Source organism: Prauserella marina (assembly GCF_002240355.1).
In the GTDB taxonomy this organism is placed as follows: Bacteria; Actinomycetota; Actinomycetes; order Mycobacteriales; family Pseudonocardiaceae; genus Prauserella_A; species Prauserella_A marina.
This window is the reverse complement of the sequence record NZ_CP016353.1, coordinates 3,333,535-3,352,100: the sequence shown is the minus strand read 5'-3', so window position 1 is coordinate 3,352,100 and position 18,566 is coordinate 3,333,535. Positions and strand designations below refer to the sequence as shown.

The 18,566-nt window shown below is 68.8% G+C and carries 18 protein-coding genes; 7 read left to right on the top strand and 11 right to left on the bottom strand.

Annotated elements, in window-relative coordinates; all coding sequences use genetic code 11:
* Positions 1 to 44: 44 nt before the first annotated feature.
* Positions 45 to 779 carry a DUF2848 family protein gene (locus BAY61_RS15675; RefSeq protein WP_245866136.1) on the bottom strand — a complete coding sequence of 245 codons (735 nt, stop codon included), beginning with the start codon at positions 777 to 779 and terminating at the stop codon, positions 45 to 47.
* Positions 780 to 886: 107 nt separating this feature from the next.
* Here BAY61_RS15675 and BAY61_RS15670 point away from each other — a divergent pair, with 107 nt between their 5' ends.
* Positions 887 to 1,882: an acetamidase/formamidase family protein gene (locus tag BAY61_RS15670; protein ID WP_091804448.1), complete on the top strand. Its 996-nt coding sequence runs from the start codon at positions 887 to 889 to the stop codon at positions 1,880 to 1,882.
* 12 nt (positions 1,883 to 1,894) lie between these two features.
* Positions 1,895 to 2,656, top strand: a complete 762-nt coding sequence (locus BAY61_RS15665; protein WP_091804445.1) for an SDR family NAD(P)-dependent oxidoreductase — start codon at positions 1,895 to 1,897, stop codon at positions 2,654 to 2,656.
* A 4-nt stretch (positions 2,657 to 2,660) separates the two neighbouring features.
* Here BAY61_RS15665 and BAY61_RS15660 read toward each other — a convergent pair whose 3' ends face one another.
* On the bottom strand, positions 2,661 to 3,293 hold the full coding sequence (locus BAY61_RS15660) for a TetR family transcriptional regulator (RefSeq protein WP_091804442.1): 633 nt from the start codon (positions 3,291 to 3,293) through the stop codon (positions 2,661 to 2,663).
* 105 nt (positions 3,294 to 3,398) lie between these two features.
* Here BAY61_RS15660 and BAY61_RS15655 point away from each other — a divergent pair, with 105 nt between their 5' ends.
* From BAY61_RS15655 to BAY61_RS15645, 3 genes are read left to right on the top strand one after another with little or no spacing between them, the layout of a single operon-like run.
* The gene (locus tag BAY61_RS15655; RefSeq protein WP_091804439.1) at positions 3,399 to 4,469 is read left to right on the top strand and encodes a ferredoxin reductase; all 1,071 of its coding nucleotides are present in this window, start codon (positions 3,399 to 3,401) and stop codon (positions 4,467 to 4,469) included.
* Positions 4,470 to 4,491: 22 nt separating this feature from the next.
* Positions 4,492 to 5,613 carry a fatty acid desaturase family protein gene (locus BAY61_RS15650; protein ID WP_091804436.1) on the top strand — a complete coding sequence of 374 codons (1,122 nt, stop codon included), beginning with the start codon at positions 4,492 to 4,494 and terminating at the stop codon, positions 5,611 to 5,613.
* A gap of 10 nt (positions 5,614 to 5,623) precedes the next feature.
* Entirely contained in the window at positions 5,624 to 5,842 is a 219-nt protein-coding gene (locus tag BAY61_RS15645; RefSeq protein WP_091804433.1) for a hypothetical protein, read from the top strand.
* Between the two features lie 7 nt (positions 5,843 to 5,849).
* Here BAY61_RS15645 and BAY61_RS15640 read toward each other — a convergent pair whose 3' ends face one another.
* Positions 5,850 to 7,025, bottom strand: a complete 1,176-nt coding sequence (locus BAY61_RS15640) for an aminopeptidase P family protein (RefSeq protein ID WP_091804429.1) — start codon at positions 7,023 to 7,025, stop codon at positions 5,850 to 5,852.
* A 198-nt stretch (positions 7,026 to 7,223) separates the two neighbouring features.
* Entirely contained in the window at positions 7,224 to 8,405 is a 1,182-nt protein-coding gene (locus BAY61_RS15635) for an LLM class flavin-dependent oxidoreductase (RefSeq protein WP_091804425.1), read from the bottom strand.
* A gap of 443 nt (positions 8,406 to 8,848) precedes the next feature.
* Between BAY61_RS15635 and BAY61_RS15630 the strand changes: the two genes are divergently transcribed.
* On the top strand, positions 8,849 to 9,994 hold the full coding sequence (locus BAY61_RS15630; protein WP_091804422.1) for a Cmx/CmrA family chloramphenicol efflux MFS transporter: 1,146 nt from the start codon (positions 8,849 to 8,851) through the stop codon (positions 9,992 to 9,994).
* Here BAY61_RS15630 and BAY61_RS15625 read toward each other — a convergent pair.
* The 4 genes from BAY61_RS15625 to BAY61_RS15610 all read right to left on the bottom strand — a co-directional run bounded on the left by BAY61_RS15625 (position 9,986) and on the right by BAY61_RS15610 (position 14,356).
* The gene (locus BAY61_RS15625) at positions 9,986 to 11,401 is read right to left on the bottom strand and encodes an amidase (protein WP_091804419.1); all 1,416 of its coding nucleotides are present in this window, start codon (positions 11,399 to 11,401) and stop codon (positions 9,986 to 9,988) included. The genes BAY61_RS15630 and BAY61_RS15625 overlap by 9 nt on opposite strands.
* A complete protein-coding gene (locus BAY61_RS15620; protein ID WP_110057702.1) occupies positions 11,398 to 12,591 on the bottom strand; it encodes an MFS transporter in 1,194 nt (397 codons plus the stop codon). Before BAY61_RS15620 ends, BAY61_RS15625 begins: the two co-directional genes overlap by 4 nt.
* Positions 12,592 to 12,640: 49 nt before the next feature.
* Positions 12,641 to 13,429, bottom strand: a complete 789-nt coding sequence (locus tag BAY61_RS15615; RefSeq protein WP_091804413.1) for an endonuclease I family protein — start codon at positions 13,427 to 13,429, stop codon at positions 12,641 to 12,643.
* 96 nt (positions 13,430 to 13,525) lie between these two features.
* Entirely contained in the window at positions 13,526 to 14,356 is an 831-nt protein-coding gene (locus tag BAY61_RS15610; protein ID WP_091804410.1) for an endo alpha-1,4 polygalactosaminidase, read from the bottom strand.
* Positions 14,357 to 14,468: 112 nt separating this feature from the next.
* On the opposite strand from BAY61_RS15610, the gene BAY61_RS15605 reads away from it, so the two are divergent.
* On the top strand, positions 14,469 to 15,224 hold the full coding sequence (locus BAY61_RS15605; RefSeq protein ID WP_091804407.1) for a TauD/TfdA dioxygenase family protein: 756 nt from the start codon (positions 14,469 to 14,471) through the stop codon (positions 15,222 to 15,224).
* 132 nt (positions 15,225 to 15,356) lie between these two features.
* On the opposite strand, the gene BAY61_RS15600 is transcribed toward BAY61_RS15605, so the two are convergent.
* From BAY61_RS15600 to BAY61_RS15590, 3 genes are all read right to left on the bottom strand, one after another.
* The gene (locus tag BAY61_RS15600; protein WP_091804404.1) at positions 15,357 to 17,132 is read right to left on the bottom strand and encodes a gamma-glutamyltransferase family protein; all 1,776 of its coding nucleotides are present in this window, start codon (positions 17,130 to 17,132) and stop codon (positions 15,357 to 15,359) included.
* Between the two features lie 139 nt (positions 17,133 to 17,271).
* Complete coding sequence (locus BAY61_RS15595) at positions 17,272 to 17,616, bottom strand: hypothetical protein (RefSeq protein WP_091804400.1); 345 nt, start codon at positions 17,614 to 17,616, stop codon at positions 17,272 to 17,274.
* A 56-nt stretch (positions 17,617 to 17,672) separates the two neighbouring features.
* A complete protein-coding gene (locus tag BAY61_RS15590) occupies positions 17,673 to 18,515 on the bottom strand; it encodes a pentapeptide repeat-containing protein (RefSeq protein ID WP_245866134.1) in 843 nt (280 codons plus the stop codon).
* Positions 18,516 to 18,566 lie beyond the last annotated feature (51 nt).

The following is an 18,566-nucleotide window of genomic DNA, read 5'->3' as shown; positions in this document are numbered from 1 at the left end:
CGCGATTCCTCCCGCTCGGGCACGCGAGATCCCGCGTTCGTGCTTCAGCCGCTCGGTGGCGTGGCCTCATACGCGTGGGACAGCGCCGTCCCGTCAGGCAGCTCGACTCGGATACGCCAGGACGTGCCGTACTCGAACCGGCCGCCGGGCAACGGGAGTGTGCCGCAGAACAACACCAGGTCGCCGGTGACCTCACCGAGCGTCGCGGTCATGCGCTCCAGCAGCTCCGACGGATACCGCAGCGTGGAAATAGCGCCCTTCTGGTACGGCTGCCCGTCCACGTCGGCTTCGGCGAGCACCCCATCCCAGTCCAGAGTGGACAGACCGGAGCGTACGGAGCCGATATCCGCGACAGTGCCACCGACGGGCTTCGGACAGGCCGCTTTGGACTCGGCGATACCGGTCCGCTCGATCTCCCTGTCGGTGTGGTCGGAACCGACCGCGAGGAAGAACCTGCCCTCGTGCCGGATGATGACCGGCTCGACCTCGCCGGAGGTCTTGGCGCCGCTCACCTCCACGACCGGTTCCGGGGTCAGCAACGCCGGATCGAGGTCGTAGAAGGCCGGAACACTCGGCGGCGCGGGAACGCCGATTTCGGCCAGTTCGGCGATGTGCGCGGCCACCGAGGTCTCGTCCTTCGCGGTGTATCCCGCGATGACGAGCCGCTCCGGACTCACCGTCAGCCGCTCACCGGTTCCCGCGACATGAAAGATCAGGGGCATCCGCTGGATCACTCGCTTTCTGATCGGCTCTTCGGACAGCGTGGACGACACCGTCACGGTACCCGTTCGATACCCCCGGAAAAGGCACTGGCGAGCGGCGAACGGTTGTCAGCACCTGGCTGGCGAGGGACGATCAACCGACCGGCCACGGTGAGGAGACACGGATGGACGTCATCGAGTTCGCGCCGACGAAGGAGCAGTACGCCTGGACTTTCGGTGGCGTAGACCCGATCCTCAGGATCAAACCGGGAACCCTGATGCGCTTGTGGACCGAGGACGCGTTCAGCGGGCGGTTGCGCAGTCCCAGCGACCGGCCAGGCGAAGCACTCGACATGCGTGAGGTCAACCCGCAAACCGGCCCGTTCTACGTCGAGGGCGCCGAACCCGGCGACACGCTCGCCATCCACTTCGTCGATCTCGAACCGGCGCGGGATTGGGCAGCCTCGGCGACCATCCCGTTCTTCGGCGGGCTCAGCACGACCGAGCGCACCGCGCTGCTGCACGACCCGCTGCCCGATCTCACCTGGATCTACCAGGTCGACAGGGAAAGAGAGGTCGTCGTCTTCGAGGCGTTGCACGGTGACTTGCGGCTGGACCTGCCCCTCGAACCGATGCTGGGCACCGTCGGGGTCGCGCCAGCGGGACGTGAGGTGCGCACCTCGCTCGTACCCGACATGTTCGGCGGCAACATGGACACGCCGGAAATGCGCGCGGGCGCGACCTGCTACCTCGGGGTGAACGTCGAGGGCGCGTTGTTCTCCGTCGGCGACGGGCATTACCGCCAGGGTGAGGGCGAGGCATGTGGCACCGCCGTCGAAGGCGCGATGAACGTGACGCTCATCGTCGAACTGATCAAGGGAAAAGCCCCGCTGTGGCCCCGGATCGAGCAGGACGAGCACTACGTCGTCGTCGGCTCGGCACGCCCTCTCGAAGACGCGTGGCGGGCCAGCCAGGTCGGCATGATCGACTGGTTGCGGGAGCTCTACGGCCTCGACCGGCTCGACGCCTACCAGTTGCTCACCCAGATCAGTGAGGCCCCACTGGCCAATGTGGTCGACGCGAACTACAGCGCGGTCACCAAAGTCGCCAAACGACTGCTGCCAAAGGGCAGGGCCTACGGAGGCATGCACCGTTACCTTCGCGAGCAAGCGAGAATATGAGGAGCGACGATCATGGATCTTCAGCTTGACGGGCTTCGCGCCCTCGTCACGGGCGGAACGAAAGGCATCGGGAAAGCCACCGTCGACATGCTCGCCGATGAGGGAGTCTCGGTCGCGTTCTGCGCGAGGACCGACTCGGACGTGCGCAATACCGTCGACGAACTGGCACAACGCAAGGGAAGGGTGCTCGGCGCGGCGGTGGACGTCGCCGACCGCGACGACCTGACCGGCTGGGTCGAGCGCTCGGCCGACGAACTCGGCGGCATCGACATCGTCGTAGCCAACGTCAGCGCGCTGGCCATCGGCCCGACCGAGCAACACTGGCAAACCAGCTTCCAGGTCGACCTGATGCACACAGTGCGGCTCGTCGAGGCCGCGATGCCACACCTGGAACGCAGCGAATCGCCGTCGGTCATCGCGGTGTCCAGCGTGTCGGGAAGGGAGACCGACTTCGCCGCGCCCGCGTACGGGCCGATGAAGGCCGCGATCGTGCACTACACGCACAGTCTCGCCTGCCAGCTCGCGGGAAAAGGCATCCGCGCCAACAGTGTCTCGCCGGGTAACACGTTCTTTCCCGGTGGCGTGTGGAACCGGATCGAGCACGACAATCCCGAGCTGTACCGGGAAGCTCTCGCGCTCAACCCGACGGGACGGATGGCGGAGCCGAGAGAAATCGCCTACGCCGTCACGATGCTCGCCAGCCCGCTCGCCTCCTTCATCACCGGCACCAACCTGCTCGCGGACGGCGCGCTGAGCAGGGGTATCCAGCTCTGAGCCGTCAGTCCCCCGTGCTGCGCCAGCGCGGGACCCCGAGACCGATCAGCCTCAGCCGCTTGCGCGCGGTCCCCGCGACGCGGGCTTCCGCTTCGCCGTCACCGCGGGCCTCAAGCAGATCGAGCACCGTACCGAGCATGGCCGTCACGACGAGACCGGCCAGCATGTGCAGATCGTCGTTACTCCAGTCCCTGAGGTAGTCGTACCTGGCGAGGTCGACGGCGAGCCCGCTCGCGAACAGCCGCAGCTCGACGTTGATCGCCCGCGCGACCTCGTCGGTCCCGCCGTAGCGTTGCCGCGCGAGGAACCGGAAGTGGGCTTCGTGTGCGCGGACCTGCTCGGTCAACGTGCGCACGGACACCGCGATCACGTCATCACCGGAGGCGGCGTGCGCGCGGCGGGCAGCCCGCAGCGTCTCGTGCAGCGTGCGCGCCGACTCCTCGACCAGAGCGATGCCGAGGTCGTCCATCGAGGCGAAGTGGCGATAGAACGCCGTCGGCACGATGCCCGCGCCTTTGGTCACCTCGCGCAGGCTCAGCCCGGCGAAACCCCGGTCGGTGAGCAATTCAAGTGCGGTGTCGAGCAGCGCGCGCCGGGTTCGTTCCTTGCGCTCGTTGCGCGTCGCGGGTTCGGTCACCAGCTCAGCGTACGCACGTCCACGATGTAGTCCACTTCACCTTGCGTACCGTGCCCACGACTCCCATTATTGAGTGCACACTCGTTCACTATCGGAAGGTTCCCGATGGGAAAGCTCACGGCGCTCGCCGGCGCTCTGCTCACCCCGCATGGCGCCGACCGCTACCTCGAACTGCTCAATCCGATGCTGGTGCGGCACGAGGTCAGGGGTGTCGTCACCAGGGTGCGCAGGCAAACCTCCGACACCGTCACCATCGAGCTGAGGCCGAGCGCCGCCTGGCGCGGATTCACCGCGGGCCAGCACGTGCGGCTTTCGGTCGACATCGACGGCGTCCGGCGCACCCGGTGCTACTCCCCCTGCACGTCACAGCACCGCGAGGGCACGTTCGAACTCACCGTCAAAGCCCACAGTGACGGACTCGTCTCCGGCCACCTCTTCCGCACCGCGAAACCCGGTGTCGTCGTCGGCCTTTCCCCAGCGGAAGGGGATTTCACGCTGCCGCGACCCCGGCCGGAGAAACTGCTGCTCATCAGCGGGGGCAGCGGGATAACACCGGTACTGTCGATGCTGCGCACACTCGCCGACGAGGCACACCACGGCGAAGTCGCCTTCGTGCACTACGCGAACGGCCCCGCCGACATCCCCGGCCTCGCCGAACTGTCCGCTCTCGCGCGGCGCTGCGGCGCCCGCTTCCTCAGGGGGCATCCGAGGGCGACGGGCGGCGACCTGCGCGGGCACTGCACTAGGGAGCACCTCGCGCTCGCCGCGCCGTGGTATCGGGAGGCGGCAGTCTACGTCTGCGGGCCCCCGCCCCTGATGACGGCGGTCGGCGAGATCTACGCGGCCGACGGCGCGAGTGAACAGGTGCACACCGAGCAGTTCACCGCGACCGCCCCGGCTCTCCCAGCCGAAGGGACCACTGTGGACGGCCGAGTGCGGTTCGCGCGAACGGGCACGGAAACCGGGAACTCCGGTCTCCCGCTGCTCGACCAGGCGGAAGCGGCAGGGCTTTCCCTCGACCACGGCTGCCGGATGGGGATCTGTTATTCCTGCACACAAAGGAAAACCCGGGGAACGGTGCGCAACGTGAAGACCGGAAGCACCTGTTCCGAGACCGACCAGGACATCCAGCTCTGCGTCTCCGTTCCACTCGGCGACGTCGAGATCGACTGCTAGAAACCGACTTCCAGGAGTTGTCATGACCGGACTACAGGACCGGCTCACCCCCGGCCAGGTCGAGGAATTCGGCAGGGAACTGGACGCGCTGCGCCTGCGCGTCCTGGCCGACCTCGGCAAGGAGGACGTCGACTACATCACCAGGGTCATCAAGACCCAGCGTGGCCTTGAGGTCACCGGAAGGGCGTTGCTGTTCGCCGGATTCTTCCCGCCCGCGTGGCTGGCCGGTGTCACCGCATTGTCGTTGTCGAAGATTCTCGACAACATGGAGATCGGCCACAACGTCATGCACGGCCAGTACGACTGGACCAAGGATCCCGCGCTGAGCTCCCAGCGCTTCGAGTGGGACACCGTGGCGCCTTCGGCGAACTGGCGGCACTCCCACAACTACATTCACCACACCTACACCAACATCGTCGACAAGGACCGCGACGTCGGCTACGGCATCCTGCGCATCGACCCCGCCCAGCCGTGGCACCCGTACTATCTGGGCAATCCGCTCTACGCCACCGTGCTCGCGTTCATCTTCCAGTGGGGCGTCATGCTGCACGACCTCGAATTCGACCGGATCGTCAAGGGTGAGCGCAAATGGTCGGAGTTCGCCGAGGTCCGGGCGAGGATGCTGCGCAAGGCGGGGCGCCAGGTCGGCAAGGACTACGTGCTGTTCCCGCTGCTGACCGGCCCACTGGCGCCGCTGACCCTGCTCGGCAACGCCTCGGCGAACGTCGCCCGCAACCTGTGGGCCTTCGCCATCATCTTCTGCGGCCACTTTCCGGCCGACGTGGAAAGCTTCTCCGAAGCCGAAACGGAGAACGAGACCAGAGGACAGTGGTACCTGCGGCAGATTCTCGGCTCGGCCAACATCACCGGTGGCCCGCTCTTCCACATTCTGTCCGGCAACCTGTCACACCAGATCGAACACCACCTCTTTCCCGACATCCCCGCTCGCCGGTATCCGAAGATCGCAGGCGAGGTCAAGGCGATCTGCGCGAAGTACGGGCTCCCCTACAACACCGGGCCCCTGCACAAGCAACTGTTCTCCGTCGCGAAGAAGATCGTCACATTGGCACTGCCCGGCGGGGGCAGCGGCGGAACACGGCGGCCGACTACCCTCAATGGCGACCGGAACCTCGAAGCGGCATAGGGCGGGCGACATGGTGGGTCAGTTCGAAAGCGGCAAGGACACGGTGCAGGTGCTGACCGAATCGGCGGCGACGCACGTGGGCAACATCGCGACCATCGTCACCGGTGCCGTGCGCGACATCGCCCGCGAAACCGGCGACTGGCTGACCGAACTCATCGAGATGAGGGAAGCCGCGAACAGGGCCAAAGCCGATCACGACCAGTCGAGCGCCGGAGCAGACGCGGGCTAGGTACCGCTCACGGCGCGAGCAGCCCGCCGATTCCCCGCACCGGCCGCGCGGGCTCTTCGGCCGAGAGAACCACGGGCCCGTCCTCACCGACCAGAATCGTGTCCTCGACCCTCGCGCCGCCGACACCGGGCACGTAGACGCCGGGCTCCACGGTCACCACGTATCCGGCGCGCACCGGTTCGCCGGAGTCCTCACTGAGGTAGGGGCGTTCGTGAATCGCGAGGCCCACGTTGTGCCCGGAAGGATGCAGCGGCGGCTCCGTGAACCCGTGACGGATCATCGCGTCCCTGCATGCCTTGTCGATCGCCGCGTGCGTCACCCCGTCGCGGATGGCCCCGACCCCGCTGGCGTAGGCGTCGTTGGCCGCGGCGATGATCGGCCGGAATCTGGCAGAGGGCTCGCCGACCCACACCGTGCGAGTGATGTCGGAGTGGTAGCCATCCACGAGAGCCCCGAAGTCGATGATCACCGGCTCCCCTTCGCCGATCACCCTCGCTCCGGGATGGGCGTGCGGCTTGGAACTGTTCTCCCCGGAGGCGACGATGCTCGGGAACGCGATGCCCTCGGCCCCCAGTCCCTTGATCCGTGTTTCCAGCTCCGTGGCGAATTCCAGCTCGGTCGGCCGCTCGGCCAGCAGTGGCACGGCGGCGAAGAACGCTTCCTGCGCGATCCTGGCAGCCGCACCGATCCTCGCGATCTCGGCATCGTCCTTGACCAGCCGCAACCGCTCGGGCAGACCGCGCGCTTTGGCGAGTTCGACTCCTGGCAGCGCCTTCGCCAGCTCGTCGTGGCGGTCGAGGGTGATCTGCCGAGGGTCGATCAGCAGCCGGGTGATGCCCGGCAAGGCGCCCGCGATGGCCTCGTCGCCGCGGCGAGCCACGATCGGCACCACGTCGACGCCCGCCTCGGCCGTCGCCTCCCTCGCCAGCTCCTGGTACCTGCCATCGGCCACCAGCGCCGCCGACTCCGCCCGCACCAGCAGCACACCCGCGCTGCCCGCGAACCCGCAGAGATAACGGATGTCGGTCAGGTCGGCCACGTACACCGCCGTGCTGTCGTCGAGTTCGGCCAGTTCACGCAGCCGGTGCAAGCGCGCCTTGTAGTCGATCGCCGGAAACGGCGGGCCGCTCCGAGGCGCGACGGGCTGTTGCGGTTGCTCTGACGAGGCAGGCGAGGTGGGCAAGGTGGATCGCCTTTCGCGGGTCGGTGCTCCACCACGCAGCCTAGCCGGGGCAGGGTTTCCTAGGCGGGTGCCGCGGTCGCGGTGTGGTGGCGCGACCGTCCCGCTGGCGTGAACGCGGGTCTCGTCGTCCTGGACGCGGATCTCGACGGCCCGAGTGCGGATCTCGGTGTCCTGGACGGGGGACTCGCGGGCGATGTGTCAGCGGCTGTCGGCGACTTCCTTCGCGTACTTCTCCGTCATGTGGTCGACGGCGGCGACCTGTGCTTGCGCGTGCCCGGCCCTGGTGTCCGAGGCGTCCCGCTTCGCGCGAAGCGTCGACTCCGCGTGTGTCGTCGGCCCACCCTGGAAATTCGGCATCACGTGCTGGGCGATGAGTTCGTACGAGCGGCGCGTCGCCTCGGGATTCGCCCACTCATGGCTGAGCATCAACATGGCGCCGAACCCGCCCGACTGCTCACGCAACCGCTGCACCTGAGCCCTGGCATCCTCAGGCGTCCCGATCGCGCCGATACCCGCCTCGTTGACGTAGTCGATCATCTCCCTGAGATCGCCGCCCTCGACAGCCATCTGCGGGAACGCCGCGACCTTCTGGAAGTAGCGGAACCACTGCTCGATCCCGTGCTCGACGTCGCGATAAGCCTGCTCGCGGGTCTCGGCGACATGCATGAGCCCGACGAGGCGCCAGCCGGAGCGATCCGGCTCCTCCCTGCCGAAGTGCGCGGCCCGCTCGGTGACGACGTTCCAGTGATGGGCCAGCGCGTCGAACCCCTCCTTGGTCAGCGTCGCGCCGATCGAGAGCAGCCCGATACCGTGGCGGCCGGCCAGACGAGGCCCCGTCGGTGAGGCGACGGCGGCGACCGCGATGTCGAAGCACGGTTCGGTGTAGGGCCGCAACTGGAGCCTGGCTTCGACCAGGTTGTGGGTCTTGGTCCGCTCGGTCACCGTCTCGCCGGCGAGCAACCGCATGATGATGTCCAGGTTGACGTCCAGCAGTTCGCGCGTGTCGGTCGGATCGAGCCCGATCATGGCCGAGTCGGTCGGCAGCGAACCCGGCCCGAGACCCAGCATGCTGCGGCCTCTTGTCAGATGATCGAGCAGCACCATTCTGTCCGCGACCCACAGCGGGTTGTGGTAGCTGACCGAGGTCACTCCCGTCCCGAGTTTGATCCGCTTCGTGCGCTCGGCTGCCGCGGCGATGAAGATCTCCGGCGAGGCGATGATCTCGCTGCCCGCCGAGTGATGCTCCCCGATCCACGCCTCGTCGTAGCCAAGGTCGTCGAGATGGCTCACGAGCCGGAGATCCCGTTGCAGGGCAAGGGTCGGGTTCTCGCCTGCGGGATGGAAGGGAGCCAGGAACACCCCGAACCGCAGCCTGGACATGTCGTGCCTCCTCGATCGCCGGTCACCTGAACTCGACGGTAAGTGGGAACCGGTGCGGCCGGGTGTTCAGAATCCGGACAGCTCGTGACGCGGGCCGACCACCCCGGAGGCCCGCGAACAGTTCGGCGTTATCGGCTGGACGGGCTTCTCCTCGTGCCGTTAGGCTCCGGCGCATGTCGAGCCCCGAGGCGTCCAGACGCTAGCCACCGGTGTGCACCGGTGGCTACCGCGAGAACGACCGCGAACCTGACCGCGCGCCCATGAGGGCCACCGCGGCCGGTCATGCCATCGGCACATCGAAGCAAGGGCTCTCCCCCATCGCCGCGTGATCTCCTCCCGCCGCGATGGTGCTTCCTCCCGGCAGTACCGCACCGAACCGTCCTTTGTGGCCGGTCGGGCGCGGTCGATGCCGCTTGCCTTCCCGATGATTCTGGAGTCTCGTCATGCCGTTCGCGCTGTACCTGCTGGGACTCGCGGTGTTCGCACAGGGCACCTCGGAGTTCATGTTGTCGGGGCTCGTCCCCGGCATCGCTCGTGATCTCGCGGTGTCCATCCCCGCCGCGGGCTCACTGACCTCGGCCTTCGCCGTGGGGATGATCGTCGGCGCCCCGTTGATGGCCGTCGTGAGCCTGCGCTGGCCGCGCCGACGCGCGTTGCTGATCTTCCTGGGCACGTTCCTCGCCGTGCACGTCGTCGGCGCGCTGACCACCGACTTCGCACTGCTGCTCGTGACTCGCGTCGTCGGAGCGCTTGCCAACGCCGGTTTCCTCGCCGTTGCTCTGGCGACCGCCACCAGCATCGTGGCTCCGACCGCGAAAGGCCGGGCCACCGCCGTTCTGCTCGGCGGGGTCACTCTCGCCTGCGTCGTCGGCGTACCGGCGGGTGCCGTGCTCGGTCAGCTCTGGGGCTGGCGTTCGGCGTTCTGGGCCGTCGTGCTGATCTCCCTGCCCGCGCTGGTCGCGGTTCTGCGCTCGGTGACCGGCGAGCCGCAACCGTCCCAGGGCGCCCTCAGCGAACTGCGAGCGCTCCGCGAGCCGAGGCTGCTGGTCGTACTGGCGCTGGGAGCGCTGGTCAACGGCGCGACCTTCTGCACGTTCACCTACCTCGCGCCGATCGTCACCGATGTCGCCGGGCTGGGAAGCGGCTGGATTCCCGTGCTGCTCGCGCTGTTCGGGATCGGCTCGTTCGCGGGCGTCACGATCAGCGGCAGGCTCGCCGACGGAGATCCGGTCCGGCTGCTGGTGGGTGGCGCGGTGGCACTGGCCGCAGGCTGGGTGGTGTTCGCCCTGCTGGCCGACCACCTGGTCGTGCTGGTCGTGCTGACCCTCGTGCAGGGGACGCTGTCGTTCGCCGTCGGCTCGACGCTCATCGCCAAGGTGCTCTACACGGCGACCGAGGCACCCCAGCTCGGCGGCGCCTTCGCCACGGCAGCGTTCAACGTCGGTGCCGCCATCGGCCCGTGGGCGGGCGGAGCGGCGATCGCGGGCGGATTCGGCTACCGGGCACCACTGTGGGTCAGCGCGGGACTCGTCGGCATCGCGCTGGTTGTCGCGGCAACCTCGGCGCTGCCAGCGCGGTCATCACGTTAGGGGCGGGGCGTGGCGCCAGAACTCGGTCTCCACTTCGAACGCACGCCCCACTCTCAGCGTGGTGAGGTCGCCGCGATGCGGCCCGACGATCTGCAACCCCACCGGCAGACCGCCAACCGAGAACCCGGATGGCACCGAAAGCGCCGGATTGCCCACTGTGGACACGAAATAGCAGGATCGCATCCAGGACAGGTAATCCGGCTGGCCGACACCGGCGACCTCACACGGATATTCCCATTCGACGGGAAATGGCAGCACTTGCGTCACCGGCAGCAGCAACGCGTCGTAGCGGGTGAAGAACTCCCGCATCCGGTGGAACAGTCCGGTTCTGCGCTCCTCTGCTCGCGCGAGGTCCGAACCGGACAGTGTGCCGCCATAGGCCGCGTTGTCGCGCAGGGTCTCCTTCACCAACTCTGGGCACTCGGCGGCCAGTCGCCCGTGGGCGTGGTGAAACCGCCACGCGCGCAGGACGCGGAACACCTCGTCGGCGCCGGTGAAGTCGGGACAGTCGCGGGTGAGGGTGCAGCCGAGCCGCTCGAAGACGCGGATTCTCGGTTCGAGAACGTCGAGCACCTCGTCCTCGACGTCGACGAGGCCACCGAGATCGGGCGACCAGGCAAGCCTCAGTCCGCGCACGTCAGGATCCGGCGGCCGGGCGAACACCGCGCCCGCTTCGCTCAGCGACACCGGATCGCGATCGTCCGGTCCCGCCAGCACGGACAGGGTCAGCGCGACGTCGGTGACGGTTCTCGCCATCGGCCCCTGCACGCTCAGCGACGACCACGGCAGCGTCGAGGGCCAGCTCGGCACCCTGCCAAGCGACGGGCGCAGTCCCACGACGTTGCAGAAGGCGGCGGGGTTGCGCAACGACCCGCCCATGTCGCTTCCGTCGGCGACAGGGTGCAGTCCACAGGCCAGCGCGGCGGCGGCGCCACCGCTGCTGCCTCCCGCCGTGCGGGCGAGGTCGTAGGGATTGCGGGTGATGCCGAAAACCGGGTTGAACGTGTGCGACCCCGCGCCGAATTCCGGGGTGTTGGTCTTGCCGATGGTGATCGCACCGGCATGTCGCAGCCTGGTCACCACGAGATCGTCGACGTCGGGTATGTGACCGGCCATCGACGGTGAGCCGAACGTCGTGCGGATCCCCGCCGTGAGGTGCAGATCCTTGTGAGCGACCGGAAGCCCGTGCAGCGGGCCGGTGGGTTCGCCGCGCGTCGTTTTCTCGTCGGCCGCCTTCGCCGCGTCCATGGCCTTGTCGGCAACCACGGTGACGATCGCGTTGACGGCGGGGTTGATCCGGTCGATGCGATCGAGGTGAGCGCGCACGAGTTCGCGCGCGCTGATCCTCCGGTCGCGGATCGCCGCCGCCTGTTCGACCGCGGTCCACAGGCACACCTCTTCGGTCACGTTCGCGCTCCGTTCGTCCGTTCCGTTGCCGTGCCACCGGTGGACCCGATCAACGCGGCCAGTGGTACCGCCAGCGCGGCGACCACGGCGAGCCCCGCGAAGACCACACCTGGCCGCTCGTGCAACGCCCCTGCGGCGAAGGCCAGCACGACCCCGCCCGCGTTGCCGGACAGCCAGATGAGCCCCGCCGCGGAGGCGGTGACCCGGTAGTCGGTGTGCTCGGCCAGTTCGAGCACGACCGGCAAGGCCGGCAGCAGCACCAGACCGAGCGGCACGAGCGCGATAAAACCGGTCGCGAGCCCCGGAACGAGTGCGAGCGATACGCACGCGAGCGCGGTGACGATGCCGGCCGTGCGCACGAGCCGCCGGTGCGTCGCGGTTCTGGCGACCACCGGTGGCAGGACCACCGAAGCCACGAGGCCGGTGATCAGCATCGTCACCAGCATCGTTCCGGTGCCCTCACCGCCGACGCCAGCGGGTTCCAGCAGCACCTGCAACCACGTCGTCAGCGCGATGAACACCCCGAAACCGAGGAAGACGACCCCGCACAGTGCGCGCATCCGCCGTCCAGCCGCCGCTTGGCGCAGCGCGACCCGCCACGGCAGCGGTGCGCGCTCCGCCGCGAACGGTGGCCTGGTCACCAGCCCCGCGAGTACCCCGGCCGCCGCGACGACCGACCACACCGCGCCGATGACCACCAGCGTGGGAATGTCGCCCTCCGTCGAGAACACGGCGCCCAGTCCGAGCGCCGCGATCATGCCGAGGAACGTGCCCGCGGTGCCGATGGCGATGCCCAGTGGTCGTTGTCCCGGAGCGAGGTATCCCGAGGCGACCTTGTTCACCGCGCAGAGCACGAGCGGCTGGGCAAGCGCGGCGAGCACGCCACCGGCGAGCAACATGCCGTAGTCGTCGCCGATCAGCCGCACGAGACCACCGGCCGCCGTCAGTACCGCGCCTGCCGCGAGCGCGGCCCTCGGCAGCCGGTCCAGCAGTGCCCCGACCGGCAACGCCAGCAGTACGAACACCAGCGGGAACAATTCGGCCAACCTGCCGATGGCCTCCTCCGAGACCTCGTAGCGCCGCGCCGCGACGGTCGTCACCGAGGCGAAGCTCAGCCACAGCAATTGGTTGGCCGCGCCGAGCAGGGCGTACCAGCCGACGAGACCCCACCTGCCGCGCGGTTGCGTCACGGCAACATCATGGCCCCGACGGGCGCGGTGGGCCAGAGCGGCGCGGGCGTCAACCGTAGATGGAAGCCGCCCATTCCGGGTGGTCGATGAACGGGTTGCGGTTGTTCTGGAATTGCTCGTGGATCACGTCGTTGCGGCGTTGTTCCGCCGCGTCCGGCGGGTCCTGTTGGTGCCATTCCAGCAGTACGGACACTTTGCCGTGGTAAGGAGCGGAACCGTTGCCGACCTCGTCGTTGGGTTCCAGGTCGGCGAAGCTGTCCTCGCCCTCGTAGCGGACGGCCATGTACAGCACCATCCTTGCCACGTCGCCCTTGACCTCGTCGCGTGGTTCGAACGAGTCGTCGTCGGTGAAGTTGCCTGGCGCGTCGGCCAATTCCTCGCCACCGTCGTCGAAGTCCTTGTTGCCGCGCGCGCTGTTGACCTGGACGTCGGTGGGGCGCAGATGGTGCAGATCGGTGCCGGGTCCGGGGGCTGTGCCGAAGTCGCCGTGGGACTTGGCCCATACGTGTTCCCTGTTCCAGTCGCCAACGTCGCCGCCGTTGCCGTCCTTGCTTTGTGAGCGGCCGGTGTAGAGCAGCAGCACGTTCGCGGCGTTCGCCGGGTCCTCGTCGGTGACCTTCAGTGCCTCCCACACCTCGGAGTAGGTCAGCACGTCCTGGCCGCTGACGATGTCGTTGAGCGCGTCCTTGAGTTCCTGCCCCGTTTTGCCGAGCGCGTCCCGGTAGTAGTCGTCGAGTTCGTCGGCCGCCGCCGTCGCGGTGACGGCGGCGGGAGCTCCCACGACGATGAGCAGGGCACTGATCGCGGAGGCGAGCGGGGTTCGAAAAGCCTTGCGCATGAACGTTTCCTCCCCAGTCCGGCACGGCGAACCAGCGGTCGGAAAAAGACTTTCATGATTGATTCCTCGTCGGATACCGACGAAGGATGGGAGTGTTCAGCACGCCTCGTACCGGTGGTTCGGCTCTCCCGGTGCCAGTAGCGGGCGATCGCGCAGGATCGTCGCCGCGACGGCGTCGTCCCGCGCGCACGCTTCGGCGAACGGCTCCGCGAGGGTGTCCGGATACTCGATGTCGATCACCCGGTCGCCGTAGACCTCGGTGTAGGCGGCGCATTCCCGGTAGGCGAGGCATTCCTCGGCGACGGCGAAGTCGAACCCCGCTTCTTCGCGTGCCCTGTCGCTCAGCTCGGCGGCGTTCTTCTGCCCGGCGAGCAGGCCGTTGGCGTGTGCGGTGCGCACCAGACCGGCGGCGAGCGCGAGGTTGTCAGCCGCGCTCAATCGTCCTGCCGAGCGGGTGAAGGAATCCAGGTTGTCCAGTTCGACGGCGTCGAAACCGGCTCGCGCGCAGCCCGCGATGACCTCGCCGATCACCGTGGCGATGCGCTGCCGCTTGTCCTCCCCCGAGGTGTCGAGCACGAGTTCGCCCGGCCATTCCGGATCGGCGACCGGTGCGCCGAGCCGGTCCCGAAGTACCAGGTCGGCATGCTCACGAAGCCACAGCGACCGGTGCGCGGGCTGGGTCTGGAAACCGTTGACGTAGCACACGTTGTAGACATTCGGCGCCGGCTCGGCCGTGCTGTCCCGCACGACCAGCCGCACGGCTGGCGCCGGACGATATCCGCCGCCGAGCTGATAGTCGAACGGCGCACCAGCCGGAAACGCGGGGCCAGGTACGTCGTTGTCGGGGGCGGGAGCGGGTGAGCACGCCGCGAGGACACAACCGAGGACGGCCGAAACGGTGACGCGGCGCCGGAGCTGTCTTCGCACCGGACCACCTTGCCCGCGGAGCCGCGCCCGGCACCCGGCGGCCCCGCGCTCGGCTAGGTTGTGTCACGGTTTCACCGCCCTCGACGGCGTCGATCTCGGGGAGGTACACCGAATGACCAAGGCGGCGGGCCTGACCATCACCGCGCTCGACGGCGTGCGCGGCCCGATCGGCGCGCAGATCCGCGAGATCGACCTCGCCGCGCCGCAACCGGATGCCGGCTACGAAAAGCTCAGGGCGGCGCTGAGCGCTTTCGGTGTCCTCGTCGCCGGGGATCAACGACTCACGCACACCCAGCACGAAGCGCTCAGCAGGAGGATCGGTGACGTCGCGCTCGTGCGGCGAGCCAGTGAGGAACTCGTCGCGCGCGGCTGGCGGGTGGAGACGAGCTATGAGCGGGCTCCGCCGGCAGCGACCCTGCTCAGCGTCCACAGCACGGCAAGCGCCTGCGACCTGTCGTGGCAGAGCATGACCGCGGCCCACGACGCCCTCTCGCCCGGTCTGCGGCGGACGCTGAGCGGGCTGCGGGCCGTGCACCGGGCGGAATCCGGCAACGAAGCCGAGGCGGTCCACCCCGTCGTGACGCGCCATCCGGTCACCGGCCGCGGCGTGTTGTTCGTCAACCCGGTCTACACCACCAGGTTCGAGGGCTGGACGCGGGCCGAAAGCGCGGGACTGCTGCGGTTCCTGTTCGCGCACGCGGCGGACCCCGGCTTCGGCGTGCGGCTGCGCGGCGAGCCGGGAACGGTGGTGTGGTGGGACAACCGGCAGGTCTGGCACCGGGTTTCCGGTGCCGGAGCGCAATCCCGCGCCGTGGTGAGCAGGTCGACGTTCACCGGGACCGTACCGGCCGCGGCCACCCATCCATGACCGGCCGACGACGCCGAGATCCGCACTCAGAACACCGAGTTCCGCGCCCAGGACATCGAGATCCGCACTCGGGACGCCAACGGAACCGCCACACCGCGACAGCCCCCGTCGCCGGTCACACCACCACGGGGGTCACCGCCCCGCCGCGTACCCCTGCATGCCGCGCGGGTTGGCCCCCGCGGAGAGCACCCCGGTTTCGGGATCCCTGGCGACCGCGCACAGGCGGCCTTCCGACCACGGCTCCCCCACCGTCACGTCGTGTCCCCTTCGCCGCAGCTCGCCGAGCACCCGCTCGCCGATCCTCGACTCGATCGTCACGCTGCCAGGCCGCATCGCCCTCGGATAGAACGAGCCGGTGAAGCTCTCGTTGTGCCAGTTGGGGGCATCGATCGCGCCCTGGAGGTCGAGCCCGGAGCGCACGGATTCCCGCAACGCGACGGCGAGGAAGAAGTGCAGGCTCCACTGGTCCTGCTGATCACCGCCCGGCGTGCCGAAGGCCATGACGGGCTGCCCGCCGCGCAGCGCAAGCGACGGGGTGAGCGTCGTCCTCGGCCTGCGGCCGGGAGTGAGCGCGTTGGGCAGTCCATGTTCGAGCCACGTCATCTGCAACCGGGTTCCGAGCGGGAAACCGAGCGCGGGCACCACCGGGTTGGAGTGCAGCCAGCCTCCGCTCGGGGTGGCTGCCACCATGTTGCCGTGCCGGTCGACGACGTCGACGTGGCAGGTGTCGCCGCGGGTGGCGCCGTCCTTGGCGACCGTCGGCTCACCGGAGCCGGCCGCGAGCGGCACGTCGGCCGTGCCCAGCGCGTACTTGCCGAGCACCGGCTCACGGCCGCCTGGACTGCCCGGCCGCAGTTCCCACGATGCTCGCTCGCCGATCAGCTTTCTGCGTTCCGCGTTGTACTCAGCCGAGAGCAAGTCCGTCAGCGGCACGTCGGGAGTGTCGCCATACCACGCCTCCCTGTCGGCCATGGCGAGCTTGGCGCCTTCGATCAGGGTGTGCACGTAGCCGGGGCTGCCGTAGTCGAGTTCGTCCGGCAGCAGCGCGAGTTGTTGCAGGAACGCGGGCCCCTGGCTCCACGCACCCACCTTGCACACGGTCCAGCCGTTCCATTCGAAGCCGACGGGGTCTTCGTAGGTCGCGGAGAACGTGGCGATGTCCTGTGCGGTGAGGGTGCCCGCGTGCCGTTGTCCCGACGTGTCCATCGTGGGCTTCGCCGAGGCGGCGGCGAGTTCTTCGGCGATGAAACCTTCCCGCCAGACGCGCCGTGCCGCGTCGATCTGGGTTTCCCTTCCGGGACCGGCCGCCTCGGCCTCCCTGATGACCCGCCGCCAGGTTTCGGCGAGCGCGGGGTTGCGCAGCAGCGCGCCCGGCTTCGGTGCGCCGCCTTCCCGCAGGTACACCTCGGCCGAGGTGGGCCATTCGGTTTCGAACAACTCCCGCACGGTTTCGACGGTGGCGCCGACGCGGTCGACGGCGGGGTGGCCCTTGGCGGCGTAACCGATGGCGTAGGACAGCACTTCGGCGAGGCGTTTGGTGCCGTGGTCGCGCAACAGCAGCAGCCACGCGTCGAAGGCGCCCGGCACGGCCGCGGCCAGCGGTCCCGTGCCAGGCACGAGGTCGAGGCCGAGCGACGTGTAGTGCTCGATGGTCGCGCCGGCGGGAGCGGGGCCCTGGCCGCACAGCACGGTGGGTTTTCCGCCCTTTGGCGCGAAGATGATCGGCACCTCACCGGCAGGCCCGTTGAGGTGCGGTTCGACGACCTGGAGTACGAACCCCGCCGCGACGGCCGCGTCGAAGGCGTTGCCGTCGTCCTCCAGCACTGCCATCGCCGTGGCGGAGGCGAGCCAGTGGGTACTGGCAGCCATCCCGTGGGTGCCTTGCAGGGTCGGTCTGGTCGTGAACAAGAACGCGCGCTCCTCACTCGGCCTTCCGCGCCTGCTGCCCGGATGTCGTCTGCTGCCCGGACCGGCCGATCCGTGCGGAAAAGCACCGGCCCGACCAAGCAAGGTATCGGACATGGCCCCGCGTGCGTTGCGACGGCGATCACTGTGGCGCGGTGCCGTGCTCGATCTCGTACTGGGTGATCACGTCGGGGAACAACCCCGGATCGCCAGTGGTGAGGGCCGAGGGGTGGTCTGGTCCGGCGAGCGCGCGCACTCGCGCGAGGATCTCGGCCGCCGTGCTTTCCGTCGTGTAGATCCCGACGACGAGTTCGGCGCCATCGGTACCGGCCAGACTGAATCCCCACGGCACTTCGCAGGGGCCCTCGTGCCATTCGTCGGGGCATAGCAGTCTCGCGATGGGTTCGGTCAGGGCGAGCGCGCCCTCGTCGTCGCCGAATCCGCCGATCCTGACCTCGTACAAACGCGGCTCGGTGTCGATCGTCATGTTTCCCTCCCGCTCCGACGCTAGCGCCCGCTCGGCGTGAGCGCGCGGCTCAGGACTCAAGCCCAGTGCGAAGGGCGCTCCAGCCAAGGCGGCAACGTCGTCGCCGCGTCACCGCGCGCGGCGGTGAGCTGTGGCCGCGTCAGGAAGAGGCCGTGCTCAAGCTGAGCACCGCTGAGGTCGGCGCCACGCGTGTCGGCGCCGGTGAGGTCCGCGAGCCTGAGCTTCGCTCCGCGCAGGTCGGCACCGACGAGCTGGGCTCCGCGCAGGCTCGCGCCGGAAAGATCGGCACCGGCCAGGTTCTTGCCGATGAGGTCCGCGCCCCGATGGTCGGCCCTGCCGGGTACCGCCGCTCGCGCGAGTTCGCTTGCCTTCACCAGCAACGCGTTGCCGTTCGCCCGATGAGCCTCCACGTCCAGTGCCAGCAGCTCGGGCGGGCTGAGCCTGGCGAGGCGTTCGGTCTCGGTGACGGCGGCGGCCAGCTGGGCTCGCATGGACCGCGCCGAGGGCAGTGCCTCGGCCTCGGTCAGGTACCAGAGCAGTTCGTGCAGTACCCGCACGACCGGGAAGACCTCGAACATGTCCCGCGCGGTTTCCGGTGCCTGGCGCCAGTCCGTCCCGCCGTAGGTGTGCTGTGCGACGTGCTGTCCGGCGCCGAAACAGTCGAAGACCACGCAGCCCGCGAATCCCCGCTCCCGCAGCGAAGCGTGAATCGTGCAGCCGAAATCCTCACCGAGATGCCCACAGGCCACACCGGCCGGCTTGTCGAAGGCGAAGTCGCTTGAGGCCGTGAACGGCAGCGCGGCGCAGCACAACGCGAAGCAGCGCCCGCAATCGGCCCGCAGTCCGTGGCGTACCTCGGCCAGCGGCAATACGAAGGCGTCGTCGTCGCGCGTGGCCACCAGCTCCTGTGCTCCGTTCCCGGTCGGCTTCGTGCCGCGAACGGCCTTTCG

Bases quoted from the DNA above. Each gene is read 5' to 3' on its own strand.
- BAY61_RS15650 (WP_091804436.1), top strand. From the start codon at position 4,492: ATGACCGGACTACAGGACCGGCTCACCCCCGGCCAGGTCGAGGAATTC.
- BAY61_RS15665 (WP_091804445.1), top strand. From the start codon at position 1,895: ATGGATCTTCAGCTTGACGGGCTTCGCGCCCTCGTCACGGGCGGAACG.
- BAY61_RS15595 (WP_091804400.1), bottom strand. From the start codon at position 17,616: ATGACGATCGACACCGAGCCGCGTTTGTACGAGGTCAGGATCGGCGGA.
- BAY61_RS15655 (WP_091804439.1), top strand. From the start codon at position 3,399: ATGGGAAAGCTCACGGCGCTCGCCGGCGCTCTGCTCACCCCGCATGGC.
- BAY61_RS15670 (WP_091804448.1), top strand. From the start codon at position 887: ATGGACGTCATCGAGTTCGCGCCGACGAAGGAGCAGTACGCCTGGACT.
- BAY61_RS15615 (WP_091804413.1), bottom strand. From the start codon at position 13,429: ATGCGCAAGGCTTTTCGAACCCCGCTCGCCTCCGCGATCAGTGCCCTG.
- BAY61_RS15630 (WP_091804422.1), top strand. From the start codon at position 8,849: ATGCCGTTCGCGCTGTACCTGCTGGGACTCGCGGTGTTCGCACAGGGC.
- BAY61_RS15635 (WP_091804425.1), bottom strand. From the start codon at position 8,405: ATGTCCAGGCTGCGGTTCGGGGTGTTCCTGGCTCCCTTCCATCCCGCA.
- BAY61_RS15605 (WP_091804407.1), top strand. From the start codon at position 14,469: ATGACCAAGGCGGCGGGCCTGACCATCACCGCGCTCGACGGCGTGCGC.
- BAY61_RS15645 (WP_091804433.1), top strand. From the start codon at position 5,624: ATGGTGGGTCAGTTCGAAAGCGGCAAGGACACGGTGCAGGTGCTGACC.